This is a genomic window from Saccharopolyspora oryzae (genome assembly GCF_027853915.1).
Classification (GTDB): domain Bacteria; phylum Actinomycetota; class Actinomycetes; order Mycobacteriales; family Pseudonocardiaceae; genus Saccharopolyspora; species Saccharopolyspora oryzae.
This window is the reverse complement of sequence record NZ_JAQGLA010000002.1, coordinates 56,298-79,403: the sequence shown is the minus strand read 5'-3', so window position 1 is coordinate 79,403 and position 23,106 is coordinate 56,298. Positions and strand designations below refer to the sequence as shown.

Sequence of the window (23,106 nt, the reverse complement as noted above, 5' to 3'; positions counted from 1 at the left end):
CAGTGCTGGGAGGGCCGGGATGGGCGAGAACGGACACGTGGTGGCCGGGGTGGACGGTTCCGCCGTGGCGCTCAACGCCGCACGCTGGGCAGCGCGGGAGGCGGCTCGACGTCGATCCGGCTTGCGGATCGTTTACGCCGACCCCACTGCCGCGCCCGTGCTGCCGGAGTTCCCCGGCCTGCACTGGCCGGAGGAGCACCGCGAACACGTGCGCGACCAGGTCGCGCACCGGCTGGACGTCGCGGCGGAGGCGGCGCGGGAGCAGGAACCGGGGGTCGCGGTGAGCACGGCGGCCTGCCCGGGGTCGCCGGAGCACGTGCTGATCGACGAGTCCCGAACGGCGGCTCTGGTCGTCGTGGGCGACCGCGGCTTCGGCGGGTTCACCGGACTGCTCGCCGGAGCGGTCGCTGTGAAGGTCGCTGCGCACGCGAAGTCTTCCGTCGCGGTCGTGCCGGACACCGGCGACCCGCTCACCTTCCCGGTGACCGGCCCAGTGCTGGCAGGTGTCGATGACGCGCTGTCCGCCGAGCCGGTACTGGCGCACGCCTTCGGCGCGGCTGCGGACTGGGACGTCCCGCTGCACGTGGTGCACACCTGGGAAGTGGTCGGCATCGACCTGAAGTGGCTGCGTTCCCGACTTCCCTCGGAGATGGTCGGGGACGACGCCGAGAGCTTCGTCGAGGAAGTCCTCGCGGGCTGGGACGAGCGGTATCCGGGTGTGGAGGTGCTCAGGTTCGTCAGGCGTGGCGCACCGACCGCCGAGCTGCTCTCTCGGGCGAAGGAGGCGCAGCTCGTGGTGGTGGGCGCACGCGGCCGGGGCGGTGTTTCCGGGGCGCACTTGGGCTCCACGAGCCACAAGTTGCTGCACCACTCGCCATGTCCGGTGCTGATCGTTCGAACCCCCGTGCCGGCCTCGTCCACATGACATGACGGTGGGGGAGAGCGCTATCGCTGCGCCGTGGTTCACTACGGTCCATCGGTACTTCGACATCATGAGAGCGGTCCTTTCGCGTTCTGAACGGTCAATGGTCGTTCGGTGAAGGAGGATCCAGCGATCCACAGTGGATTTATGATTCGGTCCAATGGTTTTCGAGTGCCGAACCTGGATCCTGGAGGGCTGCAGTGATCGGCTGACGCGTTCCAGTGTGCCACCCGTCGAACGTGGATTCGAGTAAATATCGGTCGCCCGATGAGGTGATCAACTTTGAGGGCAATTCGCTTTTTCGTTGTCTAGACTGGGATTTGGTGATCGTCGGCGCCGGAAGACGACGTAGCGTCACCGGGACGTGCGGCAGCAGCCGCACGGGCTGTCCCTTGTGCGGTGAGGTTCGAGGGCACGCTCGATGGCGCCGGAGCGCGTGGTCGTCAGGTGGCGTGCGTTCGGACGTCCGTTCTTCCGATGCCTCCGAAATTCGGTGTGCTGGCCGAGGGCTCGGGCTCGGTGGTTCCGCGCGCGACGCTGAGTTGTGGAGCGCTTGGTGCGAAACGGTCGTGCGCGCTCGGCCCCTTGACTGCGATCACCCGACTTCCCATGCTCAGGAAGCCATAAGTCCTTCTGCGCCCATTCGACGAGGAGTGGATATGAAGACCAAGGCCGCCTTGCTGCACAGTCCCGGCAAGGACTGGGAGATCGAAGAGGTCGAGCTGGGCGATCCCGTTGCCGGAGAGGTGCAGGTGCGGTTGGCGGCCTCGGGGCTGTGCCACTCCGACGAGCACCTGCGCACCGGTGCCAACCCGGTGGAGTTCTACCCCGTCGTGGGCGGGCACGAGGGCGCTGGCGTGGTGACGAAGGTGGGTGCGGAGGTCACCGGGCTCAAGGAGGGCGACCACGTCGTGCTCGCGTTCATCCCGGGGTGCGGCACGTGTCGCCCCTGCGCGCGTGGCATGCAGAACCTCTGCGACGCGGGCATGGGCCTGTTGTCCGGCCGGGCGATCTCCGACGGGACCTACCGGACGACTTACCGGGGCAACCCGGTCATCCCGATGTGCCTGCTGGGGACCTTCTCGCCGTACGTGACGGTCAACCAGGCGTCGGTGATCAAGATCGAGGACGACATCCCGCTGGACAAGGCCGCGCTGCTGGGGTGCGGGGTGTCCACTGGGTGGGGGTCGGCGACCGAGATCGGCAACACGCGTGCAGGTGACACGGTGGTCGTCGTGGGCATCGGTGGCGTCGGCATCAACGCGGTGCAGGGCGCTGCGGCGGCCGGTGCGCGATACGTGGTGGCGGTCGATCCGGTGGAGTTCAAGCGGGAGAAGGCCCTGGAACTGGGTGCTACCCATGCCTTCTCGTCGATGGAGGAAGCCGCCGGTCCGGTCTCGGAGATGACCTGGGGGCAGAACGCCAACACGGTGGTCATCACGATCGGCGAGACCACCGGCGATCACCTGCAGCCGGCGATGTCGATGACCGCCAAGGGCGGCCAGGTGGTCGTCACGGGCATGGGGCACTTCGAGCAGACCGACGCCAAGGTCGGCCTGTTCGAGCTGACCCTGCTGCAGAAGCGGATCCAGGGCGCGATCTTCGGCGGGGTCAGCCCACGCACTCAGATCCCGCGGCTGCTGGAGCTCTACCGGCACGGCACGTTGAAGCTGGACGAGCTGATCACCACCACATACCGGCTCGAAGACATCAACACCGGCTACCAGGACATGCGCGACGGGAAGAACCTGCGCGGCGTCGTGATCTACGACGAATCCGACTACTGATCGGACGGGGCCGGGTGTCGTGCCACCGCGTCATGGCACCCGGCCCGGCTGGTCGGTCGTTTCCGAACCGGCGAACCCGGTGGCGAGCTCGCGCATCGCTGCGTCCAGCAGATCGGTGAGCTCGGCGTCCGGCTCGTCGAGCCACCGCTCGTAGGCCGCTAGCGCCACGCCCAGCGTCGCGTGCGCGATGGTCTGGGGAGCGAGCGCGTCAGCGGGTTTTCCGGTCTGCGCGCCGACGAACTCGGCGATGACCTGGCGCCACGCCTGGAACCGCAAGGTCGAGTGGGCTTGCAGCGCGGGGATGCCGAGGATCAGGCGCATCCGGCGCCAGTGCGCCGGGACCTGCTCCGGCGGCACCCGGTTGAACTCGACCAGGCAGTGCCGGATGTTGTCCATGAGCGGAGTTCCGGCGGGGGAGGCGCGCAGGTCCGCGCGCAGTCGCGCCAGCTCGGCGTCGAAATCGCCCCACGGGACATCGTTCTTCGACGGGAAGTAGTGGAAGAACGTGCGGCGCGCGATGCCGGCGGCACGCGCGATGTCGGTGACCGTGGTGTTCTCGAACCCCTGCTCGTCGAACAGGTCGAAGGCCACCTGCTCCAGCTCGGCAGCGCTGGTCGCCCGCTGCCGTCCACCGGTTCGCGCGGTTGCTCCAACAGTGTTGCGTCCCAAGATTTCCTGCTCCACGTCTTTCAAAATGCACCGGGTGCAAATACGGTGTCGGCGGTGGATCGGTCAACGTCGACAGGAGCATCCCATGGCTGAGGAACAGGTCGAAGCGGGAACCACCGAGCCGGTCGTCGAGGAGGAACTGCTCGTCGAAGAGGTCTCGATCGACGGGATGTGCGGGGTCTACTGATGGCCACCGCAGCGGAGTTCGACACGAGCCTGGGCTACCGGTTGAATCCGCAGGTCGCGTTGCGCCCCGAGCCGTTCGGGGCGCTCGCGTACCACTTCGGCAACCGGAAGTTGTCGTTCTTGAAGGTTCCCGAGCTGGTGGATCTGGTGCGCGGGCTGGGCGAGCACACCAGCGTCGAGGACGCGCTGCTGGCCGTGCCGCAGCAGCGGCGGCCGCAGTTCCGGCGGGCCCTGGCCTCGCTGGCCGCCTCGGACATGATCCGGCCTCGTTGACCCGGCCTCGTTGACAGAGTGGAGACGACGTGACTGCGGTGGAACCGGTGCCCTCCCTGGTCGAGCAGTTCAAAGGTGGTTTGGACGCCCCGATCTGCCTGACCTGGGAGTGGACCTACGCCTGCAACCTGGCCTGCGAGCACTGCCTCTCGTCCTCGGGCCGGCGCGATCCGCGGGAGTTGAGCACCGCGGAGATGAAGTCGGTGATCGACGAGCTGCAGCGGATGCAGGTGTTCTACGTCAACGTCGGCGGTGGTGAACCGACGGTGCGGCCGGACTTCTGGGAGCTGCTGGACTACGCCGTCGAGCACCAGGTGGGGGTGAAGTTCTCCACCAACGGCCTGCGGATCGACCGCGAGCGGGCGGAGCGGCTCGCCGCCACCGACTACGTGGACGTGCAGATCTCGCTGGACGGCGCCACGCGGGAGGTCAACGACGCGGTCCGCGGACCCGGTTCGTTCGACATGGCGATGCGGGCGTTGCGGAACCTGTCGGACGCCGGGATGCGGGACTTCAAGATCTCGGTGGTGATGACCAGGCAGAACGTCGCGCAGCTGGACGACTTCCTGGCCATCGCCGACGAGTTCGGCGCGCAGCTGCGGATCACCCGGTTGCGGCCGTCGGGGCGCGGCGCGGACGTGTGGGACGAGCTGCACCCGACCGACGCGCAGCAGCACGAGATCTACTCGTGGCTGATCGAGCACGGCGATCGCGTGCTCACCGGTGATTCGTTCTTCCACCTCAACGCGTTGGGGCCCACTCCGCTGCCGGGGCTGAACCTGTGCGGTGCGGGCCGGGTGGTGTGCTTGATCGACCCGGTGGGCGATGTCTACGCCTGCCCGTTCGCGATCCACGACGTGTTCAAGGCGGGCAACGTCCGGGACGAGGGCGGTTTCGCCCGGGTGTGGCGTGAATCGGAGCTGTTCACCGAGTTGCGCCAGCCGCAGTCGGGCGGCGCGTGCCAGTCCTGCTCGGAGTTCGACGCCTGCCAGGGCGGGTGCATGGCGGCGAAGTTCTTCACCGGCCTCCCGCTGGACGGTCCCGATCCGGAATGCGTGAAGGGGCACGGTGAAACCGCGCTGTCCGTTGTGGACAGAGGTGGGTTGCCGAAGCCGTCGCAGGACCACTCCCGGTCGTCCCGGCGCAAGGTGAGCCTGGGGTTGCCCGCAGTTCCGGCCAAGCCCTGCGACTCCAGTCCGCTGGCGGCCGGCACATGAGACTCACCGAAGGCCTGCGGCTGGGCTCCGCGGACGCCCCGTCCCGGGTTCTGTTCGGGCCGCACGAGACGAATTTGGGGCGTGGCCGGGCCATTTCGGACCGGCACGTCGCCTACTACCAGGCGCGCGCTGCCGGTGGTGCCGGTGTGATCGTCACCGAAAGCGCCAGCGTGCACGCCTCGGACTGGCCCTACGAGCGGGCACCGCTGGCCGCTGAGTGCGCTCCCGGGTGGGCGGCGGTTGCCGAAGCGTGCCGCCCGCATGGCACGGTCGTCCTCGCCGGGCTCGGCCACTCCGGTGCGCAGGGATCATCGGCGTTCTCCCAGCAAGTGCTGTGGGGACCTTCCCGAATCCCGGACGTCGTCAGCCGAGAGCTGCCGATGGAGATCGAGCAGGAGCAGATCGACGAGCTGGTCGCCGGTTTCGGCGCCGCGGCGGCCTCGGCCGTGCGTGCCGGGTTGCACGGCGTGGAGCTGGAAGCAGGGCAGTTCTCCCTGCTCAGGCAGTTCCTCTCCGGGCTCACCAACCAGCGCTCGGACGGCTACGGCGAGGACCGCAAGCGGCTGCTGCACGAGGTGCTGACCGCGGTCCGGGACGCTGTTGGCGAGGGAGTCGTGGGTCTGCGGCTGTCCTGCGACGAACTCGCACCGTGGGCGGGCATCACCCCGGAACAGGCGACGGAGATCGCCCAGGCGGTCTCCGACCTGATCGACTACCTCGTGGTGGTGCGCGGATCCGCGATGGCGATCTCGGCGACCCGCCCGGACCTGCACACCGAGCCGGGGTTCAACAGCGACCTCTGCCACCAGATCCGCCAAGCCGTGAGCGGTCCTCAGGTGGTCCTGCAGGGCAGCGTCGTGGACCCAGGGCAGGCGCAGCAGGCCCTGGACGACGGTGTTGCGGACCTGGTCGAGATGACGCGGGCGCAGATCGCCGAGCCGCGGCTGGTCGAGCTCGTCCGTTCCGGCCAGCCGGGTCGAGTCAGGCCGTGCGTGCTGTGCAACCAGAAGTGCCGGGTGCGGGACAACCGCAATCCGATCGTTTCGTGCATCGGCGAGCCGTTCAGCGGTCATGAGGGGACCGAACAGATCGGTGTCCCGTCGGCTCCGCGCGAGGTGCTCGTCGTCGGTGGTGGTCCGGCCGGCATGGAGGCCGCGCGGGTGCTCGCCCTGGCTGGGCACGCAGTGGAGATCGTCGAGCGCGGGCAACGCCTGGGTGGCTCGTTGCTGCTGGCAGCGAAGGTGGGCGGCCGCGAACGGCTGCGACGGCTCGCGGACTGGCTGGAGGCGGAGGTGCGTCGGCTCGGCGTCCGCGTCACCCTCGGCACCGAGATCGGCGACGCTGACCTCATCGGCCGGGACGTGATGGTCGCGACGGGCTCCATTCCAGGCCCGCGCGCCTACCAGGACTTCGGCGGTGAGGTCCTCGACGTCGCTGACCTGCTGGCGCGCGAAGCACTTCCGGAAGGGCCGGTCGTGGTGGTCGATCCGATCGGCGACGCGGTGGGCGTCGGGGTCGCTGAGCTGCTCGCCGAGCAGGGGCGGGAGACCGCGATCGTCACCCAGGACCAGGTCGTGGGCACCCAGCTGGCCCTGACCGGAGACCTGGCCGATGCGAACGGGCGGCTGCAACGAGCTGGCGTGCGCCTGGAGAAGCGTTCCCTGCTGCGCGAGGTCCATCCAGGTCACGTTGTGCTGGAGGACGTCTTCACCGCCCAACGCCATGAGGTGCCGTGCGCGGTGGTCGTCCACTGCGGACATCGCCTGCCGAATCCGGAACCCGCCGGTGCGCTGCGTGCCGGGGACTGCGTGGCGCCGCGCACGATCCACGAAGCGATCCTGGAAGGCCGACGCGCCGCGCACCGGATCACCGCACTCGAGGGAGCGCGATGAGCGAACACCGCTACCTGTTCTCGCCGCTGCGCATCGGGCCGCTGACCGTCCGGAACCGGATCGTGTTCTCCGCGCACCTGACGAACTACGCCCGGGACGGAGTGCCGACCGACCAGCACGCCGCTTACTACGCGGCGCGTGCCGAGGGCGGTGCTGGGCTGATCATCACCGAGGAGCACTCCACCCACCCGACCGACTGGCCCTACGAGAAGCTGATCCACGGGTTCCGGCCTGAGGTGGTGTCCGGTTACCGGCGGATCACCGAGGCAGTCCACGCCCACGACGTCCCGATCCTCGCGCAGCTCAACCACAACGGAGGACAGGCGTCCTCGATGTACTCGAGGCTGCCGGTGTGGGCGCCGTCCGCGGTGCCCGACCCGATGTTCCGCGAGGTGCCCAAGGCCATCGACACCGGTGAGATCGCCGAGGTCGTCGCGGGTTACGGCACCGTGGCCGGCCACTGCGCGGAAGGCGGGTTCGACGGTGTCGAGCTGCAGTGCTCGCACTCCTCGATCGTGCGCGGATTCCTGTCCCCGGCGACGAACACGCGCACCGATGCCTACGGCGGTCCGCTGGTCAACCGCGCCCGGATCCTGCTGGAGATCATCGACGTCGTCCGGGAGGCGATCGGACCGGATCGGGCTCTCGGGGTCCGGTTGTGCGGTGACGAGCTGATCGAGGGCGGCACCACCATCGAGGAGGCCGTCGAGGTCGCGAAGCTGGTCGAGGCCACCGGCAAGGTCGACTACATCAACACCTCGATCGGCGTGGCCACCTCCACGCTCTACATGATCGAGGCCTCCATGACCGTTCCGCCCGGGTACGCGCTGTTCATCTCGAACGCGATCCGACGTGCGGTGAACCTGCCGGTCGTCGGTGTCGGGCGGATCAAGGATCCGCTGCAGGCCGAACGCGCTCTGGAAGAGGGGCACTGCGATCTGGTCGGCGTGGTGCGCGGCCAGATCGCGGACCCGGACTTCGCGGCCAAGGCCCGTTCCGGGCATCGCAACGACATCCGGACCTGCTTGTCCTGCAACCAGGAATGCGTCGGCAGGATGGGGCTGAACCGCTGGCTGGGCTGCATCGAGAACCCGCGCACCGGTCGCGAGTCCACCCCGCTGCCGATGCCTCGCCTGCGCAAGCGGGTGCTCGTCGTCGGTGGTGGACCGGCCGGTCTGCAGGCCGCGGCGACCGCAGCCGAGCGCGGCCACCACGTGACCCTGTTCGAGCGCGAACCGTCCACCGGGGGCCAGGTCGCGGTCGCGGCTTCGGTGCCCAGTCGTGCGGAATTCCTCGACGTGGTGCGCAACCTCCGCGCGGAGTGCGAGCGCTTCGGCGTGGACGTCAAGACCAACGTGGCAGCCACGGCCGAGATGCTGCGCGGTGAGCACCCCGACGTCGTCGTGCTGGCCACCGGCGCCCGGCCGCAGCCGGTCCACTGGGCCGGGGATGCGGAGCGGGTGGTCGACGTCCGCGACGTGCTGGAGGGACGCGTCGCGCCTGAAGGTGATGTGCTGGTGGTCGATGAGCTCGGCTTCCACCAGGCCGCTTCGGTCGCCGAGCTGCTGGCCGATCGCGGTTGCCGGGTGCAGATCACGACGCCGGGCATGGTGGTCTGCCAGGACCTCGGCGTGACCCTGGACATGGAGACCTTCAACATCCGCGCGCACGCCAAGGGCATCGAGCAGCGCACCGACGAGGTCGTGATGTCCGCGGCCGGTGACTCCGGTGGTGTGGTGCTGCAGATCCTCAAGCACACCACGGGGGACATGGCCGAGGCGCGCTTCGACTGGGTGGTTTGCGCTGCTCACCAGGCGCCCGAGGACGATCTGTGGCATGAGTTGAAGGGCTCGGCGTTCGCGGTTCACCGCGCGGGCGACTGCATCGCCCCGCGACGTGCGCACGCCGCTGTGGTCGAAGGACATCGATTGGCGGTGGGCTTGTGACCGAGCTGCCCGAGGTGCTGGCCGTCGTGGTCGTCCGCGACGCGGCGCTACCCAGCGGAGCTGACGAAGCCATCGCCGAGTGCGGGGGAGCGGTCCTGCTGGTCGGGACGGGAACGCGGGCCGCGGCTGGCGAGCTGACCGCTGCCCGGACTGTCTGGACCAGCGAGGTGCCGAGAGTTGCGCCCGGCGCGTTGGCTGCAGCCCTCGCTCCGGTTCTGGACAGCGTTCCGGTCGTGTTGCTCCCCGCGTCCCCCGACGGACGTGATCTCGCAGCGAGACTGGCTTTCCAGATGGACCGGCGGTTGTTCGCCGGTGCCACCAGCTGCACGTCGACGCACGTTGAACTGTCCAGAGTGGATGATCAGCTGGCGGTGGAGGTGCAGCTCAAAAGCCCGGTCGTGGTGACGCTCCAGCCCGGAGCGCGGGGAGTGCCCGAACCGGTGCCGAGCTCGGAACCGGTCGAGCTGCCCTTGGAACTCCCCGACGACGTCCTCGACGCCGAGACGGTCCAAGTCCTGGCACCTGACCCGGAAACGGTGGAACTCACCGAAGCCGACCGGATCCTCGGCGCAGGCGCCGGACTCGTGCGACCAGGCGAGGACGGCACCACCGCGATGCGCACGCTCACCGAGGTCGCCGCCGCGCTCGGGGCTTCCGCCGGCGCGACCAGGGTCATCACCGACGCAGGATGGGCCGGGCACGACCGCCAGATCGGCACCACCGGGGTGGTCGTCGACCCGGACCTCTACGTCGCGTTCGGCATCTCCGGTGCCTCCCAGCACGTCGGTGGGCTCGGCCGCCCCGAGCACGTGATCAGCGTGAACACCGATCCGTCCTGTCCGATGACGGCGATGGCCGACCTCGGCATCATCGCCGATGCACCAGCCGTCCTGGACGAACTCGCCCGCCGACTGAACGGAGCCGCCGATGAGCGTTGAGCGGGTGGATGCGGTGGTGGTCGGCGCCGGGCCAGCCGGTTCGGCCGCCGCGCTGGAACTGGCCCGTGCCGGGCGGAGCGTCATCCTGCTGGAACGCGGGCCCTTCCCCGGCGCCAAGAACGTCTACGGCGGGGTCGTCTACGGCCGAGTGCTCGACGAGGTCCTGCCGAACTGGTGGGAAGAAGTGCCGGTGCAGCGCTGGGTCACCCGCCGCAGCACAATGGTGCTGACCGACACCCAGGCCCTGACCGTCGACTTCCGCACGCAGGACTGGGGGAGAGCCCCGCACAACGGCATGACGACCTACCGCGCCGACTTCGACTCCTGGCTGGCCGGCAAAGCGGTCGCGGCCGGAGCGCAGCTGGTGACTTCCACCGTGGCCACCGAGCTGCTGCGCGAGGGCGGGCGCGTGGTCGGGGTGCGCACCGATCGCCCGGACGGCGACATCCGCGCCGACGTGGTCATCGCCTGCGACGGCGTCAACTCCTTCCTGGCCAAGCAAGCCGGTCTGCTCCCCACGGCCGATGCCCAGCACCACACGCTCGGCGTCAAGGAAACCCTCGCGTTGCCGCGCCGCGCCATCGACGAGCGGTTCGGGCTGCGGGGCGACGACGGTGCGGACTTCGAGGTCCTCGGCTGCACCGGAGGCATCCCGGGCGGCGGATTCCTCTACACCAACCGGGACACGATCAGCATCGGCGTGGTGCTGTCGCTGACCGGCCTGGCCGAGGCGGGGCGCCGCCCCGAAGACGTGCTCGCCGACTTCAAATCCCACCCGGCGATCGCGCCGTACCTGCGCGGCGCCGAGCTCAAGGAGTACTCGGCGCACATGATCCCCGAAGGCGGCTACCGCAGCATGCCACCGCTGAGCACCGACGGAATGCTCGTCGCAGGCGATGCCGCCGCGATGTGCTTGGCGGCCGGGATCTGGCTGGAGGGCGTCAACTTCGCCATCGGATCCGGACTGGCGGCAGGCCGCGCGGCAGCCGAAGCGATCGCCACCGGCAGCCGGGACCTGTCCGGCTACCGCCGGCGGCTGCGCGACAACTTCGTCCTGACCGACCACGAGAACCTGCAGCGCGCCCCGCACCTGGTGCTCTCCGAGCGGGTCCAGCGGCAGTACCCGAAGCTGCTCTGCGACCTGGCCCAAGAGGTCTTCACGGTCCGCAACCCGGAACCGAAACCGGGGTTGCGCAAGCTTTTCCGACGAACCGCCGCCAGGCACGGCATCCGCCTCCGCGAACTCGCCGCGGATGCCTGGGCGGGCTTCCGGACCTTCGGCTGAGGAGCGAACATGCACGAGATGTCCTTCGCGGACCGGATGGCCACCGTCGAGTTCGACGTCGGGGACCGCCCGCACATCGCGGTCGACACCGAGGTCTGCCGCTCCTGCACGACCAAGGCGTGCGTACCGGCGTGCCCGGCGAAGCTGTTCGTGCCCACCGATGACGGCGGAATCCTGTTCAACTACGAGCAGTGCTTCGAATGCGGCACCTGCTACCAGCTCTGCAACTCGGCCGGCGCCATCACTTGGACCTACCCCGACGGCGGGCACGGCGTCGTGTTCCGGAAGGGCTGACATGCAGATCGTCGCAGCGCTGAGCTGGTCCTGGCAGCGCACCCAAGTGGACCCGCTGACAGGAGCTGTCACCGCCGAGCATCGGGGCTCCAACGCTGCGGAGCTCGCGGCGCTCGAACATGCTCTAAGGCTCGCTGAGGAACTGGACGGCCATGTCCTGGCTGTGACGGTTGGGCCGCCAGAGGCGGATGAAGTGCTGCGCACCGCGCTGGCCGCTGGAGCGCACGAAGCGATCCGAGTGGAGTGCGACGGCTCACCGGATCCTCGCTTGTTGGCATCCAATGGCGCCGAGACCGCTAGAGCGATCGCAACCGCGCTGAGCACAACCCCTGACCTGGTGCTGTGCGGCGACAGGTCGTCCGACGGTGCAACCGGCACCACGCCGGCGTTCCTGGCCGCTCGCCTAGGCGCCGCGCAGGCTCTTGGCGCGGTCAGGCTCGAAACGGAGGGGAGCAAGGTCCTGGCCCACCGGCGTTTGGACGGAGGTAGTCGCGAAGTCCTCCGCCTGCCGGCTCCAGCGGTCGTCTCCGTTGAAGGCGGCACTCGCCTGCGCCGCGCGAGCCTGCCAGCGGTGCTGGCCGCTCAGAACACCGCAATCCCCTCGGTGCCCTTCGAAACTCAGCCGGGCCCAGCGGTTTCCACCCGCCCGCGCCGCCCACGTCCGCGAGAACTCCCGCCCCCGGCTGCACCGGCCGCGCACGACCGGATCTTGGAGCTGACCGGCGCGTTGGTCGAGCGCACCCCACCGACGATCGTCGGCCCGCTCTCGGCATCAGAAGCCGCCGACGCTCTGCTGGAGTACCTGCAACGCCACGGCTACTCAACTGTCCAGCGAGAAGCAGCGGAGCAGTCATGAGCAGGGTCGCGATCGTCACCGGCGCGGCACGCGGCATCGGCGCAGCGGTCGTCCGCCAGCTCGCCGCAGGCGGTTGGCGCGTGGTCGCAGTCGACGTCTGCGAGGACATCCCGGGCGCGTCCTACCCGCTCGGCACCCGGGCACAGCTGCGAGAACTGGCCGAGCAGTGGCCGGAGTCGGTGCGCGACGTCGTCGCAGACGTTCGCGACGAGACCGCCGTTCGACGAGCCGCCGGGGTGGCGGAGGCCGAATTCGGCGGGATCGACGCAGCAGTCGCGGCGGCAGCCGTCATGGCAGGCGGCCAACCGCTGTGGGAAACCACCGACGAGCAGTGGAACGCGCTGTTCGACGTAGGTGTCCGAGGCGTCGCGAACCTGGCCCGCGCCACCGTGCCGACGATGCTGCAACGACCCGAACCCCGCTCGGGACGCTTCGTCGCCCTGGCTTCCTCCGCTGCGCACCAAGGCCTCTACCACCTCGCCGGGTACAACGCGGCCAAGCACGCGGTGGTCGGCCTGATCCGCGGCCTGGCCACCGACCTGCGCGGCACCGGGATCACCGCCACCGCGGTGTCGCCCGGATCGACCCGCACCGACATGCTCACCGCCACCGCGGCCTACTACGACCTGCCCGACGTCGAGGAGTTCAGCCAGCACCAACTCGTCGAACGACTCCTGGAGCCCGAGGAGGTGGCGGCGGCGGTGTGCTGGCTGTGCGACGAGAAGTCCTCGGCCATCACCGGCACCGTGGTGCACGCCGACGGAGGTTTCACCGCATGACCCTCCGGCTGGCGCCCGACCCCGGACTCCGCCGCTTCGCCGACGGCCGGACCCTCGCCGGCGGATCACCGTTCCGCATCCTCCGGCTGAGCGCAGCCGGAGCGAGCCTGGTCGATGGCTGGGTCGCAGGTGAACCGGTGACAGCGGGAGCAACGCTCGCGCAACGCCTGGTCCGAGCAGGCATGATGCACCCCCGCTACGACCAGGCGCGGTTCCGGCCGGAAGACGTGACGCTGGTGCTGCCGGTGCGCGACGACCACCACCGAGCGCCGGACTCGGCGATCGTCGTGGACGACGGATCCCAGCCCCCGGTTCCCGGCGCGGCGATCCGGCACGAGACCCCGCGGGGCCCGGCAGCGGCCCGCAACGCGGGCTTGCGGCTGGTCGACACGCCGCTCGTGGCGTTCCTCGATGCGGACGTCAGCGTCGAACCAGGTTGGCTCGAACCGCTGCTCCGCCACTTCGAAGATCCGGAAGTCGCGGCGGTGGCGCCCCGCGTTCGCAGCGTGTCAGGCGACACCGCGCTCGCCCGCTACGAGTGCGCGAGATCCCCGCTCGACCTCGGCGAACAACCAGGGCTGGTCCAGCCGGGCAGCCGGATCAGCTACGTGCCCACGGCGGCCCTGGTGGTCCGGACCGACGTCCTCCGCGAAGTCGGCGGGTTCGACGAGAGCCTCCGCTTCGGCGAAGACGTCGACCTGATCTGGCGCCTGGCCCAACACCACCAGGTCCGCTACGAACCCGCGGCGACGGTGCACCACCGACCACGCCGGACCTGGATGGCCCTGATCCGCCAGCGCTACGGCTACGGAACCTCGGCCGGCCCCCTGGCAGTCCGCCACGGCACTGCGGTCGCCCCGGCCCGGACGTCGCTGTGGAGCGCTGCTGCGTGGGCGCTGATCAGCACCCGCCGCATCGGTCCAGCTCTCGCCGTCATCGGAGGCTCGGCGGCACTGCTCGCCCGAAAGCTCGGCAAGACCGGAGTCCCGACGACGGAGTCACTGCGACTGACCGCACTCGGAACCCTCGGCGCGGGTCGCTGCTTGGCCGACGCCATCGGCAGACCTTGGGCCCCGATCGCCATCCCGCTGCTGGCCACGACCCGCAGCGGTCGGCGAGTGCTGACCGCAGTGGCGCTGCGGCACCTGCTGGACTGGGCCCGCGAACGCCCACCCCTGGACCCGGCCCGCTGGACCCTCGCACGCATCGCCGACGACGCGGCCTATGGCTGCGGAGTGCTCCGCGGCGCGCTTAAAGCACGCACCGCGACGCCGCTGCTACCGGTCCTGTCAGACGTCGGCGGCCGCAGCAGCGTCCCGACAGCGGGGGAGCGGTCATGACGAACCTGGCGGACCTGACCTGGCCGGAGATCGACGAGTCGGCCCTTCTGGCGGTGCCGGTGGGAGCCACCGAGCAGCACGGCCCCCACCTGCCCTTCACCGTGGACACCGAAATCGCGGTCGCCCTGTGCGAACGGTTGGCGCAGCAACGTCCGGTCCTGGTGGCCCCGCCGGTGGCCTACGGCTCGAGCGGCGAGCACGCGGGCTTCCCGGGAACCCTGTCGATCGGCCAACGAGCCGTGGAACTCCTCCTCGTCGAACTGGTCCGCTCAGCCGATGCCTACGCAGGAGTGGTCCTGATCTCGGCCCACGGAGGCAACGCCGACCCCCTCCGCCGAGCGCTCCGAACCCTCACCGAGGAGAACCGCCGAGCCCTCGCCTGGTCCCCACCCGGACGACCCACCGACACCCACGCAGGCCGCACGGAAACATCGGTGATGCTGGCCCTGCGCCCAGAGGCAGTCCACCTCGACCGCGCGGAACCAGGAACCACCACGCCGCTCCCGGAGCTCCTCCCCACCCTCCGCGCGAAGGGCCTGGCCGCGGTGACGCCCAACGGCGTCCTCGGTGACCCCAGAGGAGCGACGGCAGCCGAGGGCGAGCGAATCCTGACCACCTGGACCCACTCCCTGACGACGGCAGTCGACGCCTGGACCAGCGAAAACACCAAACGAGGGGGGTAGATGATCGCCCGTTCAGCGGTGCGGTAGGCTATCTGCACACCCAAGAGGTGGGCCGGGACGTAGCGCAGCTTGGTAGCGCACTTGACTGGGGGTCAAGGGGTCGTGGGTTCGAATCCCGCCGTCCCGACGGTCTGAGAAGCCCGTTGATCAGCACGAAAGTGCAGGTCAACGGGCTTCTTTGCGTACGATTGTGGATCTTCGATGATCGTCCCGGAGGGGCCTGTCTCGAATTTCGGCGATTTTTGGGAGGATTTTGGGAGGATGGCCTTTGACCAGTCGGAATGGGGTCGGGGTTGAGCGTGATCGGATATGCGCCCGTCTGGGTGAACTGAGCTGTGGCGTGGGTCACTGTTGATCATCTGGGTGGTGTTGCGCCCCGCGGTCCTGATGACCTTGAAAGTGCGAGCCTGATTGACCGCGTAGCTCGCTGGCGGCTCCCGTGGTGCTGGGTGGTGACCGGCAGGGGGCGACGTTTGCTCTTGGTTGCTGATTCGGAAGCAGCTGTGACACGTGAAGCGATCTGCTGACGAAACAGGAACTTCGTGATGGTGCGATTTTCTTAAGTGTTCTATGTGCTAAGGGAATTCCGCCGGGATTCGGGTGTCCGAAGAGGGGACTTGAACCCCCACGCGTAGCAGATTCGCGCAAAGCGTGTCTGCATGCGCCCGATCTTAACTGAGTTTTCCATCAATCCGCCACGGACTCACGGGGCGCGGTGAGGGGCCTCCGGTTTGAGCTGCGAGGGTGGTAGCGACGCAGGGTTCGTCCTGTCGCGACCGGGATGGAAGGCAGACATCGTGTGGTTTCGGTGGTTAGTCGGTTTGGCTGCGGGCACCTCTGAAGTCCGCGAAAACGGCTCCGGTAGGTCGTCGTCGGCCAGGATTTTCTCGCCCGTCCTTCGACAGGGTGAGTTTCGAGCGGCGTTGATGCTTCTGGCTTTCGGGTCCGTGTGTTGATCAGGAGTTGAGTCGCAGGCATGCTCCCGGCCGTTGCCGCGCCGCTGTCAGGCCGCGGAGCCCGGGCGGGGCTTGCAGCGGCGCAAACCGAGGCGACGCCCCGGGCTTCCCATTGCGCGGCCGGTTGAGTACCGCAGCCGGATAGTCGGCCCAGAGCGTGTCCTGCTCGTCGACGCTGTCGAGGAATTCGGCCGCCTCATCGGGAATCACGGCGGTGCCGTGCCCGGCCACCACCCCTTGGGGTGGTGGCCGGGCATAGATCGGCTGCGATGCTGTACCTCGTCAGAAGATTATCGACGAGCCGCCTCGAGGATCTTATCTGTGTGATGTGGTGACGGGTGATGCCAGACGTCACAACTGTTCACAGTCGGTTTCACTAGGTCGAGTGACACGCTAGGGGTGTGCTGCCCGGACGGCTAACGTTTCTTTGGTGTCAGCGCTAGGTCCAGCCGTGCCCAACGGGATGGCATGGCAGATGATTTTGCACCAAGCCGCTGCCCCGGTATCGGTGCTCGACTTGGAGGGACGCATCGTTTACTCCAACCCGGCCGTATGCGATCTCGTTGGTTACGACCTTGCTGACCTGCTGGGCCGCCCAGCCCGGGAGTTCGTCCATGCCGATGACCCCGCGGTGGATCGTACGTTCGTCCAGGACATGATCACGAATGGCCTGGACAAGTTAAGCGCGGAGGTACGCGCCGTGCGATCCGACGGCGAGGTCGTCTGGGTGCTCGTCAGCTACGCGCTCATCAAGGACTCGGAAGGCAACCCGCGGTTCGTTCTGGTGCAATTCCAGGACATCACCGAGAGACGCGCGGCTGAGCTGCGCTGGCGCCAGACTTTCGCGAATGCGCCGATCGGCATGGCCCTGCTCGATCTCACCGGACGCTGGTTGGAGGTCAACGACAGGTTGTGCGAGATGGTTGGGTACGCCCGTGAAGAGATGCTGACCATGCGCTTCACCGACCTGACCTACCCCGACGATGAGTCCGGGATGTCTCTTCTCGCTGATCAGGTCGCAGGCCGACGGGACACCGCCAGCATTGAGAAGCGCTACCGACACAAGGACGGACATCCGATCTGGATCCTCATCCGAACCACCGTCGTCGCAGGACCCGATGACCAGCCGGCCTATCTGGTCGGACAGTACGAAGCCATCGGCGACCGGGAGACACGGGACCTCCACTTAGCACACCTGGCCCTGCACGACCCGTTGACCGGCCTGGCCAACCGCGTCCTGCTCATGGACCGACTCGACCAAGAGCTCGCGGCGCTTCCGCAGCACGGTGGCGTCCTGACCGTCCTCCTGGCCGACCTCGACAACCTCAAACCGATCAACGACAGCTACGGCCACGCCGTTGGCGACCAACTCCTGATCACCGCCGCGGACGAGCTACTGAACGCCGTCCGACCCGGTGACACGGTGGCGCGCCTCGGCGGCGACGAATTCGTCGTGCTCACACGAATGCCCAACCTCCACGACGCCAAAGCATTCCGCAACAACGTCGCCCAACGCCTAGACACCACCATCGTGCTGGCCGGTCACGAAACCAAGCTCAGTGCCAGCGTCGGACTCGCCACCACCCAGACTGCTGCCGCCGCGTCGGATTTGCTGCACAGCGCCGACATCGACATGTACACGTACAAGATCGCCAGCCGTCCGTAGGCGGCAGACGAGCTGCGCCCCGGGGCACGGCAGGAACGACACCGGACTCGCCGGTGCGACGACGTCCTAGTTGGTCCCGACCAGCAATCCCCGCTAGTAGCGTGTCTCGTTTGGATCTTGGTCGTGGTTCGCGGCGGTTGGTGCCTGATGAGCTGTGGGCGCCGTGCTGACCAGTGGGTGCGCCTGGCGGCACCCTCCGCCCAGCTTCGGAGTGAAGGTCCCCACCGCGCATTGCCGCTTCACCGAGTGGACGAAAGCCGGATTATGGCGCAAGTTGCATAGCGCTGTTCATACGCTGGTGACCATCGATCCGTGATCGACCTGGTCCGTGCGGGGAAGATCGACCTGGAGCCCTTCATCACCGCGCGGATCGAGGTGAAGGACTTCGTCGAGGGCGGCCTGAAGCTGCTCCAGGCCGAGACGGACTCGCAGGTCAAGATGCTCGTTCGGCTCTGACCCGCACGTGCAGCGCCCGAGAGAACTCGCGCGGCCTTGTCGTCCACGGCGCTTCGGTCGGCGGGGCCATCGGGTTTCGGCCGCGCGGTGGACCGAGCAGCGTGCTCGTGGGGGACAGCAGGCGGTGAGTCCGCGCGACCTTCCGGCTGGGGGCAGCAAACCGTTCGATGTGCTCAGGGGCAGGAGGACATCGCTGTCAGCGCTCCTGTCCGGTCCCGACCTCGCGCGGGTCCAGGGTGTCCGACGCGTTCAGGAGTGCGCTGACGGAAGTCATGCCGAGGATGCCACGACGGTCGAAGACGGTCGCGTTGCCGACCGCGACGCCATCCTCTTCGATCCGCTGCTCGCACGCCAGCCCCATCTCCTGGCTGGTTTCGGGGAGCCGGGCCAGTGCGAGCGTGACGTCGGCGTTGATGAACTCAAGGCCGGCGTCACCCCAGTTCGTCACGATGTTCACCACGTCGGCGACCATCGCCGCCTGTTGAAACGGGGTCGGCTGCTCTCCTTCGACGACCGGACTGGGGAAGTGCCATGTCATCTTCCTGCTGGAGTTCTGGTGCGGCTGGGGCGATCCGGTCCAGCCGATGTCGTCGCTGTAGTAGAGCCGTGGTTCCGCGGTCGACGGGTGCAACGCCGGTGGTGGAGCGCTGGGGGAGGTGTCCGGGCACCAGACCTTCCCGCGCGCGGGTCCGCCCGCCGCGAGGAACAGAGCGCTACCCCTGGCCACGATTCGGTCCTGCTGGTGCAGAACGGAGTCGACGAGGCAGATGCGGCGCCCTCGGCGCACGACCGTGGCCGCGACTGAGCACGGAGCGACCGAGGCGGGTCGAAATAGGTCCAGGGTCCACCGCGCCGGGCGAAGGTTTCCGGTGCTGTCGGGCTGGTGGGCCGCTTGCTCGGCCACGCGTGCCAGCGCGCCGCTGACCGCCATGCCGCGCAACTGGCCGCCGCCGCCCCACTGGGCACGCGCCCGGGACTGGGGATGAAGAATCTCGGAGCCAGGTGCGCCCTCGGCCTGGAAGAAGGCAGTGTGCATCTAAAATATATAGCATATTGAATTATTCATTCCCCCGTCGAAGGCATGGCTGCAGGAGACAGCCGTCGGTTCCGCCTGCTCGATTTCGGTTCTTCGAAGTGCCGATTCGAGAACTGTGAATTGATTCCTGGTTTCTGGTCCACCTAATATCTTCCGTGCGGTGGCCGGGCGCTGGGATCGCCGGTGAGAATGCGATCTGCTGCCGATTGGCGCGCCGCCGACGGACCTTCCACGCGCATGTGCAGAAGGAGACTCAACGATGAGCGGACCGACGCGGAGTGCGTACTCGGCAGGGGTAGTTCCGTGCTGACCCGGGGAGCGGTGCTGCGGGAGGTGCCGGGTCGCTACGAGGTCGTCGAGCTGGAGGTCGACGATCCGCGTCCCGGCGAGCTCCGGGTGAAGATGGTCGCCAGCGGCATGTGCCACTCGGACGACCACTTCGCCACCGGCGACCAGACGCCCCCGATCCTGCCCCTGGCGGGCGGGCACGAGGGCGCCGGCATCGTCGAGGCCGTGGGCCCGGCGACCAGCGGGTTCGCTGAGGGCGACCACGTGGTGTTCTCGTTCCTCCCGGTCTGCGGACGGTGCCGGTGGTGCGCCCGCGGCCAGCAGAACCTCTGCGACCTGGGCGCCTCGATCGGCACCGCGGCGCGCCCCGAAGACCCGACCTCGTTCCGGCTTTCCCTCGACGGGCGCCCGGTCGGGCAGATGGCGGGACTGTCGACCTACTGCGAGTACACGACGGTTTCCACGGCCGCCGCCATCAAGATCGACCCGTCGATTCCGCTCGACGTCGCATGCCTCACGGGATGTGGTGTCGGCACCGGCTGGGGTGCGGCGGTGAATTCGGCGGAGGTCCGGCCCGGGCAGGTGGTCATCGTCATGGGCATCGGTGGCATCGGGATCAACGCCGTGCAGGGTGCCTCCCACGCCGGGGCTGCTGCGGTGATCGGCGTCGATCCCGTGGCGTTCAAACGGGAATCCGCGCTGAAACTCGGCGCCACCCACGCCGTCGCGAGCATCGAGGAGGCTACCGAGCTGGCGCGGTCGATGACCAACGGCCAGGGCGCCGACGCGGCGATCGTCACCGTCGGCGTGGTGACCGGTCAGCACGTGGGGCAGGCGCTGCACGCTGTCCGCAAGGCCGGCACGTGCGTCGTCGTGGGGCTGGGCGACGCGTTCGTCCGGGACGGCGACATCAACCTGCATGAGCTGACGCTGTACCAGAAGCGGTTGCAGGGTTCGTTGTTCGGCGCGAGCTCTCCGACCGCGGATATCCCCGCGCAGCTGGAGATGTACCGGCGGGGTGCGCTCAAACTCGACGAGCTCATCACCGCCCGCTACGCCCTCGACGAGGTCGCCACCGGCTTCGACGACATGAAGGCCGGGCGCAACCTCCGCGGCGTCATCGTCCATGACGCCTGATCAGCTACGGAATGGGGAACGATGTCGACTCAGGCCGCGCCCCGGAAATCGGTGGACGTCGGGACCGGGATGGCCGCTCCGGGAACGGTCACCGAGTACTTCGAGATCGAGTCGTCGGCGGTGGGCGGTTGCTTCGGGATCAGCGTTTCCCTGCCGCGGTCATATGCGCGGGAAAGCAGGGATTATCCGCTGATCTACGCGACGGACGGGAACCTCATTGCGCCGTTGGCGGACGCGCTGCGCACCGGTCTGTCGGACCGTCAGGCCGAACGCTACGTCGAGCCGTACATCCAGGTGAGCATCGGCTACACGGCGGTCGATGCGCCGAACCAGCTGGTGCTCCGCAACCGCGATCTCGTGCCGCCGGGGGAGGGCGTTCCGGATTTCATGCCCGCTCACATCCGGCAACGGCTCGGAGCGGGCTCACCGGAGTCGGCTGTCGAGGACTTCTTCGCGCAGCAGAAGAATGGGCGAGCGGACAACTTCCTGACGTTCATCGAGGACGAGCTGCACGCCGAGATCGCCGCCCGCTACCGCTTCCGGGCCGATGACGTGGGGCTTTTCGGCTACTCCTACGGCGGGCTGTTCACGCTCTACGCGCTGACCTCGGGCAGCGAGCTGTTCTCCCGCTTCGGTGCCTGCAGCCCGGGGATTCTGCTTCCGGACAGCAGGATTTTCGCGCGGTACGACGAGCTCATCTCGAGTTCGGACGTCGTGGAGCGGAGCGAACATCTGCATCTGACGCTGAACTCGTACGAAATGCTCGGCCCAAGCAGGGTCTACCGGCACCTGTCGATGGAGTTCCTCAGGTTCCTCGACGTGGTGAGCGAAAGGCCGCTGCCAGGGCTGCGGGTGACGACGGAGTTGATCCCCGGTGAGTCGCACGGCAGCGGGATCGCGGACGCGTACCGGAGCTTCCTCCGCAACTGCTACCCGGGAGGCGACGAATGAAGACGATGCCGCTGGAAGTCGTCGAGTGCGCGAGTTCCGTCGCCAGGCCCGCGGGAGGGATGACACCCGCGCAGCTCGGCGCGGACGTCGTGCGCATCGATCCGATCGGGGCGGCTACCACCGCTGGCCGATGAGGGCCGTGAGTTCGGCCTGACCGACCCAGCTGCTCGGGAGGTCTTCGCCAGGCTGCTGACCAAAGCCGACGTGCTGGTCAGCAGCCTGGCGCCGGGACGGCTGGGGCAGGCGGAGCTGCTGGAGCGGCATCCGCGGCTGGTCGTGGTCGACATCCTCGAGCTTCCGCCCGGAATGGGTGTCGGGTACCTGCTTGACCAGCGCAACAACATTCATTTCCAGCAACGCCTTTCTGCGCCACCGGCGGTGAAGGCGCGTGCCGTCAGAACTCGAAGACCCCTTTGCCATCGGACTGCTTGTCGAACCACTGGTAGGCCTCTTCTGCTCGGTCGAGTGACCAGCTGTGGCTGAAGAGCTCGTCGACTGGCAGCCGCCGCGAGACGACGAAGTCGGCGCAGCGCTTCTGCTCGATCGACGACATGGTCCACGAGGTCATGAGGGTCCACTGCTTCTTGTAGACCTCTTCGGTCTTGATCCGCACGTCACCGGGAAGCCCGATGAAGCAGGCACGTCCCCACTTGCCGAGGACGCTGAGCGCGTCGTCGGCGGCGACACCCGAGGTCTCCAGGACCAGTTCGGCGCCTCGCCCCCCGGTGAGGTCGGCCATCGCTTCGGCGAGGTCCGCCGAGGCGGAGTTGATCACCTCGCTCGCACCGAATTCGCGCGCGCGGTCGAGCCTCGAATCCTCGACGTCCACGGCGATGACCCGCGCCCCCAAGGCGGCTCCGAACATGGTGCCGGACAGGCCGACCGGGCCCTGGCCGAAGACGACCAGCGTGGAGCCGCCCACGTCGCCCAGGCGCTTGATCCCGCCCCACGCGGTGCCGGTCCCGCAACCGATGGCGGCACCCGCCTTGTAGCTGAGCGAGTCGGGCAGCGGCAGCAGCGTCCTGGCCGGGACCAGCAGGTAGGGAGCATGCCCACCGTGGGCGGTGAGGCAGAGGGTCTTCCCGGATCCCCGGGCGCACATCTGCGGCCACCCGGACCGGCACTGCTCGCACGAATCGCAGCCCCAGTAGTGGTGGATCATGACCCTGTCGCCGACGGACGCCAGGTCCGCGGTGACGCCCGGGCCCACCGCGTGCACATCGCCGCACGGCTCGTGCCCCTGGATGGTGTCCGCGCCCCCGCCGAAGGAGGCCGTGCCTCGGTAGAAGTGGAGATCGCTCCCGCACATCCCGGAGGCCCGCACTCTGACGACGACTTCTCCCGGCCCCGGTTCGGGGTCCGGGAAGTCCTTCAGGACCGCGCGGCGGTCTCCTGGGAACGTGATTCCTTGCACGGGCACTTCCTCCTCTTCTCAGCTCACCGGACTTCGCCGATCGGAGCGCTCCCGCCGCGATGTGCGAAAGAGCGGGGTTGCGGCCAATCCAAGTGATGGTTTTCGAATCCGGGATTCGTTCGCGTCGAATCCGTC

22 protein-coding genes, 1 tRNA gene and 1 pseudogene are annotated in these 23,106 nt (G+C 68.5%); 21 read left to right on the top strand and 3 right to left on the bottom strand.

What is annotated here, in order from left to right; all coding sequences use genetic code 11:
- Nucleotides 1–19 precede the first annotated feature (19 nt).
- A complete protein-coding gene (locus tag OU415_RS01670) occupies nt 20–925 on the top strand; it encodes a universal stress protein (RefSeq protein WP_270946688.1) in 906 nt (301 codons plus the stop codon).
- Nucleotides 926–1,581: 656 nt separating this feature from the next.
- A complete protein-coding gene (locus OU415_RS01665; RefSeq protein WP_270946687.1) occupies nt 1,582–2,709 on the top strand; it encodes an NDMA-dependent alcohol dehydrogenase in 1,128 nt (375 codons plus the stop codon).
- A 30-nt stretch (nt 2,710–2,739) separates the two neighbouring features.
- Here the strand turns inward: OU415_RS01665 and mftR are convergent, their stop codons facing one another.
- Entirely contained in the window at nt 2,740–3,378 is a 639-nt protein-coding gene (gene mftR, locus OU415_RS01660; protein ID WP_270946686.1) for a mycofactocin system transcriptional regulator, read from the bottom strand.
- 85 nt (nt 3,379–3,463) lie between these two features.
- On the opposite strand from mftR, the gene mftA reads away from it, so the two are divergent.
- The 16 genes and pseudogenes from mftA to OU415_RS01580 all read left to right on the top strand — a co-directional run bounded on the left by mftA (nt 3,464) and on the right by OU415_RS01580 (nt 18,145).
- Nucleotides 3,464–3,565, top strand: a complete 102-nt coding sequence (mftA, locus tag OU415_RS01655) for a mycofactocin precursor MftA (protein WP_093149417.1) — start codon at nt 3,464–3,466, stop codon at nt 3,563–3,565.
- Nucleotides 3,565–3,837 (top strand): mycofactocin biosynthesis chaperone MftB, encoded by a 273-nt coding sequence (mftB, locus tag OU415_RS01650; RefSeq protein ID WP_270946685.1) that lies wholly within the window; start codon nt 3,565–3,567, stop codon nt 3,835–3,837. The genes mftA and mftB overlap by 1 nt, the downstream gene beginning before the upstream one ends.
- Nucleotides 3,838–3,866: 29 nt before the next feature.
- Nucleotides 3,867–5,054, top strand: coding sequence for a mycofactocin radical SAM maturase (gene mftC, locus OU415_RS01645; protein ID WP_270946684.1), 1,188 nt, complete (start codon nt 3,867–3,869; stop codon nt 5,052–5,054).
- A complete protein-coding gene (locus OU415_RS01640) occupies nt 5,051–6,946 on the top strand; it encodes a mycofactocin system FadH/OYE family oxidoreductase 1 (RefSeq protein ID WP_270946683.1) in 1,896 nt (631 codons plus the stop codon). Before mftC ends, OU415_RS01640 begins: the two co-directional genes overlap by 4 nt.
- Complete coding sequence (locus OU415_RS01635) at nt 6,943–8,892, top strand: mycofactocin system FadH/OYE family oxidoreductase 2 (RefSeq protein ID WP_270946682.1); 1,950 nt, start codon at nt 6,943–6,945, stop codon at nt 8,890–8,892. The genes OU415_RS01640 and OU415_RS01635 overlap by 4 nt, the downstream gene beginning before the upstream one ends.
- Nucleotides 8,889–9,830 (top strand): mycofactocin-associated electron transfer flavoprotein alpha subunit, encoded by a 942-nt coding sequence (locus OU415_RS01630; RefSeq protein ID WP_270946681.1) that lies wholly within the window; start codon nt 8,889–8,891, stop codon nt 9,828–9,830. Before OU415_RS01635 ends, OU415_RS01630 begins: the two co-directional genes overlap by 4 nt.
- Complete coding sequence (locus OU415_RS01625; protein WP_270946680.1) at nt 9,820–11,115, top strand: FAD-dependent oxidoreductase; 1,296 nt, start codon at nt 9,820–9,822, stop codon at nt 11,113–11,115. The genes OU415_RS01630 and OU415_RS01625 overlap by 11 nt, the downstream gene beginning before the upstream one ends.
- A 9-nt stretch (nt 11,116–11,124) precedes the next feature.
- Complete coding sequence (locus OU415_RS01620) at nt 11,125–11,409, top strand: ferredoxin family protein (protein ID WP_270946679.1); 285 nt, start codon at nt 11,125–11,127, stop codon at nt 11,407–11,409.
- Between the two features lies 1 nt (nt 11,410).
- On the top strand, nt 11,411–12,265 hold the full coding sequence (locus OU415_RS01615; protein ID WP_270946678.1) for a mycofactocin-associated electron transfer flavoprotein beta subunit: 855 nt from the start codon (nt 11,411–11,413) through the stop codon (nt 12,263–12,265).
- Entirely contained in the window at nt 12,262–13,044 is a 783-nt protein-coding gene (locus OU415_RS01610; RefSeq protein ID WP_270946677.1) for a mycofactocin-coupled SDR family oxidoreductase, read from the top strand. Before OU415_RS01615 ends, OU415_RS01610 begins: the two co-directional genes overlap by 4 nt.
- A complete protein-coding gene (gene mftF / locus OU415_RS01605) occupies nt 13,041–14,384 on the top strand; it encodes a mycofactocin biosynthesis glycosyltransferase MftF (RefSeq protein ID WP_270946676.1) in 1,344 nt (447 codons plus the stop codon). The genes OU415_RS01610 and mftF overlap by 4 nt, the downstream gene beginning before the upstream one ends.
- A complete protein-coding gene (gene mftE, locus OU415_RS01600; RefSeq protein ID WP_270946675.1) occupies nt 14,381–15,067 on the top strand; it encodes a mycofactocin biosynthesis peptidyl-dipeptidase MftE in 687 nt (228 codons plus the stop codon). The genes mftF and mftE overlap by 4 nt, the downstream gene beginning before the upstream one ends.
- Nucleotides 15,068–15,120: 53 nt before the next feature.
- Nucleotides 15,121–15,194, top strand: a tRNA-Pro gene (locus tag OU415_RS01595).
- 1,280 nt (nt 15,195–16,474) lie between these two features.
- Nucleotides 16,475–17,689, top strand: coding sequence for a PAS domain S-box protein (locus OU415_RS01590; protein WP_270946674.1), 1,215 nt, complete (start codon nt 16,475–16,477; stop codon nt 17,687–17,689).
- Between the two features lie 151 nt (nt 17,690–17,840).
- Nucleotides 17,841–17,978, top strand: a pseudogene (locus OU415_RS01585) (transposase); the annotation flags it as partial.
- A 23-nt stretch (nt 17,979–18,001) separates the two neighbouring features.
- Nucleotides 18,002–18,145 (top strand): hypothetical protein, encoded by a 144-nt coding sequence (locus OU415_RS01580; RefSeq protein WP_270946673.1) that lies wholly within the window; start codon nt 18,002–18,004, stop codon nt 18,143–18,145.
- A 196-nt stretch (nt 18,146–18,341) separates the two neighbouring features.
- On the opposite strand, the gene OU415_RS01575 is transcribed toward OU415_RS01580, so the two are convergent.
- Nucleotides 18,342–19,181, bottom strand: a complete 840-nt coding sequence (locus OU415_RS01575; protein ID WP_270946672.1) for an acyl-CoA thioesterase domain-containing protein — start codon at nt 19,179–19,181, stop codon at nt 18,342–18,344.
- Between the two features lie 303 nt (nt 19,182–19,484).
- On the opposite strand from OU415_RS01575, the gene OU415_RS01570 reads away from it, so the two are divergent.
- From OU415_RS01570 to OU415_RS01560, 3 genes are all read left to right on the top strand, one after another.
- Complete coding sequence (locus OU415_RS01570) at nt 19,485–20,606, top strand: NDMA-dependent alcohol dehydrogenase (protein ID WP_270946671.1); 1,122 nt, start codon at nt 19,485–19,487, stop codon at nt 20,604–20,606.
- A gap of 21 nt (nt 20,607–20,627) precedes the next feature.
- Nucleotides 20,628–21,557 (top strand): alpha/beta hydrolase, encoded by a 930-nt coding sequence (locus OU415_RS01565; RefSeq protein ID WP_270946670.1) that lies wholly within the window; start codon nt 20,628–20,630, stop codon nt 21,555–21,557.
- A gap of 204 nt (nt 21,558–21,761) precedes the next feature.
- Nucleotides 21,762–22,040 carry a hypothetical protein gene (locus tag OU415_RS01560; RefSeq protein ID WP_270946669.1) on the top strand — a complete coding sequence of 93 codons (279 nt, stop codon included), beginning with the start codon at nt 21,762–21,764 and terminating at the stop codon, nt 22,038–22,040.
- On the opposite strand, the gene OU415_RS01555 is transcribed toward OU415_RS01560, so the two are convergent.
- Complete coding sequence (locus tag OU415_RS01555) at nt 21,952–22,971, bottom strand: zinc-dependent alcohol dehydrogenase family protein (protein ID WP_270946668.1); 1,020 nt, start codon at nt 22,969–22,971, stop codon at nt 21,952–21,954. The genes OU415_RS01560 and OU415_RS01555 overlap by 89 nt on opposite strands.
- Nucleotides 22,972–23,106: the final 135 nt, after the last annotated feature.

What these genes read in the sequence shown, in the direction of transcription:
- OU415_RS01670 (WP_270946688.1), top strand. Translation starts at nt 20, where the DNA reads ATGGGCGAGAACGGACACGTGGTGGCCGGGGTGGACGGTTCCGCCGTG.
- OU415_RS01665 (WP_270946687.1), top strand. Translation starts at nt 1,582, where the DNA reads ATGAAGACCAAGGCCGCCTTGCTGCACAGTCCCGGCAAGGACTGGGAG.
- mftA (WP_093149417.1), top strand. Translation starts at nt 3,464, where the DNA reads ATGGCTGAGGAACAGGTCGAAGCGGGAACCACCGAGCCGGTCGTCGAG.
- mftB (WP_270946685.1), top strand. Translation starts at nt 3,565, where the DNA reads ATGGCCACCGCAGCGGAGTTCGACACGAGCCTGGGCTACCGGTTGAAT.
- OU415_RS01640 (WP_270946683.1), top strand. Translation starts at nt 5,051, where the DNA reads ATGAGACTCACCGAAGGCCTGCGGCTGGGCTCCGCGGACGCCCCGTCC.
- OU415_RS01635 (WP_270946682.1), top strand. Translation starts at nt 6,943, where the DNA reads ATGAGCGAACACCGCTACCTGTTCTCGCCGCTGCGCATCGGGCCGCTG.
- OU415_RS01625 (WP_270946680.1), top strand. Translation starts at nt 9,820, where the DNA reads ATGAGCGTTGAGCGGGTGGATGCGGTGGTGGTCGGCGCCGGGCCAGCC.
- OU415_RS01620 (WP_270946679.1), top strand. Translation starts at nt 11,125, where the DNA reads ATGCACGAGATGTCCTTCGCGGACCGGATGGCCACCGTCGAGTTCGAC.
- OU415_RS01615 (WP_270946678.1), top strand. Translation starts at nt 11,411, where the DNA reads ATGCAGATCGTCGCAGCGCTGAGCTGGTCCTGGCAGCGCACCCAAGTG.
- OU415_RS01610 (WP_270946677.1), top strand. Translation starts at nt 12,262, where the DNA reads ATGAGCAGGGTCGCGATCGTCACCGGCGCGGCACGCGGCATCGGCGCA.
- mftF (WP_270946676.1), top strand. Translation starts at nt 13,041, where the DNA reads ATGACCCTCCGGCTGGCGCCCGACCCCGGACTCCGCCGCTTCGCCGAC.
- mftE (WP_270946675.1), top strand. Translation starts at nt 14,381, where the DNA reads ATGACGAACCTGGCGGACCTGACCTGGCCGGAGATCGACGAGTCGGCC.
- OU415_RS01575 (WP_270946672.1), bottom strand. Translation starts at nt 19,181, where the DNA reads ATGCACACTGCCTTCTTCCAGGCCGAGGGCGCACCTGGCTCCGAGATT.
- OU415_RS01565 (WP_270946670.1), top strand. Translation starts at nt 20,628, where the DNA reads ATGTCGACTCAGGCCGCGCCCCGGAAATCGGTGGACGTCGGGACCGGG.